Source organism: Pseudoalteromonas sp. SR45-5, from assembly GCF_014163565.1.
Lineage (GTDB): Bacteria > Pseudomonadota > Gammaproteobacteria > Enterobacterales > Alteromonadaceae > Pseudoalteromonas > Pseudoalteromonas distincta.
In genome coordinates, this window is the sequence record NZ_JACJDN010000650.1 from 1 (window position 1) to 2,165 (window position 2,165).

A 2,165-nucleotide genomic window follows, 5' to 3' on the forward strand; every position below is an offset into this window, starting at 1 on the left:
CGAAAAACAAATCCCGTTAATACGCTTAGAAACAGGCCCAAAACAAATAAAATCAATCAATTTATATGAAAATTTAGGCTTTAAACGCTGTAGCAGTTTTGGCTCATATGTAGATAATCCACAAAGTGTTTTTATGGAATTAGGGCTTAGTAAATAAGTTCATTAACGCTGCGACATGTTAAAGCTTAATGTGTCGTAAATATCTTCCTTCATTATTATCTTGTAATAAAAGTCATACTCAAACTAGTAACTATAAAAGCAGCTTTTATAGTGATGCAAAAATACTTCACTGTTTTTAACACCTGTCTTCGTATAAAATCTGCCTCGATAATTAGTGACTAACTTACAAAGCGAGAATTTTTATCTTTTCTAAAAGTAGCAATAAACAAATGAGCGAAATAACAGTAGTAACCCACAATGGTAATTTTCATGCAGATGACGTTTTTAGTATTGCGGTACTTAAACATGTTTTGCCAACGTTTAAATTGGTACGCACACGCGATAAAGCGCTTATAGAAAGTGCCGACTACGTAATAGATGTAGGTGGGGAATACGATCCTGAAACTAATCGCTTTGATCATCATCAACGTGGTGGTGCAGGCGAGCGAGAAAATGGCATTCCTTTTTCATCATTTGGTTTAGTGTGGAAAAAATACGGCTTAGCACTGTGTGATGATAACCAGGCCGTTGCTGATAGAGTGGATTCAGGCTTAGTTTCAACTATTGACGCCATTGATTGTGGTCATGTTGAAGGTGTATCAAAAGGAATAAGCTTGAGCCAAACAATTTCAATGTTTAACCCTACATGGGAAGAAGAAAGTAACTTTGATACCTGTTTTGATGAAGCCGTTGAATTTGCAGCACGTATGCTCATTCGTTTTATCGCCTCAGCTCACGGTAGTGTTAATGCAAAAGAGATTGTCGCCAGAGCAATTGAAAATGCAGACGATGCCAGAGTAATCGTGCTTGAAAAGTACACACCGTGGAAAAAAACAGTGCATATTTTATCAAGTGAGGCGCTATACATGGTTTACCCATCGCATTCTGGGCAATGGATATTACAAACAGTACCCGTTGAGCCTGGCTCGTTTGAAGATAGAAAACCGCTTCCTAAAGCATGGTCTGGTTTATCTGATCAAGCGTTCGTAGATGAAACAGGTATTGATGACGCAGTGTTTTGCCATAATGGCTTATTTATAGCGGGTACCAAGTCGTTTGAAAGCACAATGAAACTTGCCACTATGGCGCTTAGCGAATAACAACGCACTAAGCATAACAATTTGTATTGATTGTTATGCTTGTTATTTTTGCGCGGAGCATTATGTTTGAATTAAAAACAATCGCACTTTTTACTATTACAGCCTTAGCAGAAATAGTGGGTTGCTATTTGCCCTACCTTTGGCTTAAGCAAGATAAGAGCATTTTACTTTTAATTCCTGCAGCGTTAAGTTTAGCACTATTTGCATGGTTGCTATCTTTACACCCTACTGCAGCAGGGCGTGTGTATGCTGCTTATGGCGGCGTATATATTTGTGTTGCGCTATTATGGTTATGGGTTGTAGATGGCGTAAAGCTTACTATGTGGGATATTATCGGTGGTCTAGTTGCACTGCTAGGTATGGCAATAATTATGTTCGCCCCAAAAAGTGCATAGCTAGCTTATACTCAATTAATCGAATTCGCCTATACACTACTGCAACTTTCCACTTTCAATACCACAGGCAATACCTAACGCTACATATGCGCCAAGTAATGATTGAAACTGGTGGATGTAGGCTAAGCGTTTTTGACGTGCAGTTTTTATTCACTTTGTAGAATACATAGGTAATACTTGGTCACAACACGCAGCCTCAAATGTGAGTAATTGAGGCATGAATAACGTCTAGCTCTAATCCATCAAAAGTAAGTTTTATAAACAAAGTAACTCAAGATGAATTTTATTGAACGAGCTAATTCATTTTTACTAATAAAATTTATAATGAGTCATTTAAAAATAGCCATTTTTTATAACTTTTCTTATCTTTAAAAATCATCAAAGTCCTGTTTTATATATGCTAGCGGGCAATAGTTGTTTGGTTATTTTTTTAACATCAAAAATCACTCGTTACGAGTAAAAATACTTGTTGGACTTGAATCTCTATTTTTCTTTTAATGCGCGGCACTAG

At 37.0% G+C, this 2,165-nt stretch carries 2 protein-coding genes and 1 pseudogene; all 3 read left to right on the plus strand.

From position 1 onward, the window contains the following. Window positions 1-157: pseudogene (locus H5072_RS21325) on the plus strand (GNAT family N-acetyltransferase); the annotation flags it as partial. Between the two features lie 232 nt (window positions 158-389). Next, window positions 390-1,259: an MYG1 family protein gene (locus H5072_RS17585; RefSeq protein ID WP_154903389.1), complete on the plus strand. Its 870-nt coding sequence runs from the start codon at window positions 390-392 to the stop codon at window positions 1,257-1,259. A 62-nt stretch (window positions 1,260-1,321) separates the two neighbouring features. Further along, window positions 1,322-1,654, plus strand: a complete 333-nt coding sequence (locus H5072_RS17590; protein ID WP_007378102.1) for a YnfA family protein — start codon at window positions 1,322-1,324, stop codon at window positions 1,652-1,654. Window positions 1,655-2,165: the final 511 nt, after the last annotated feature.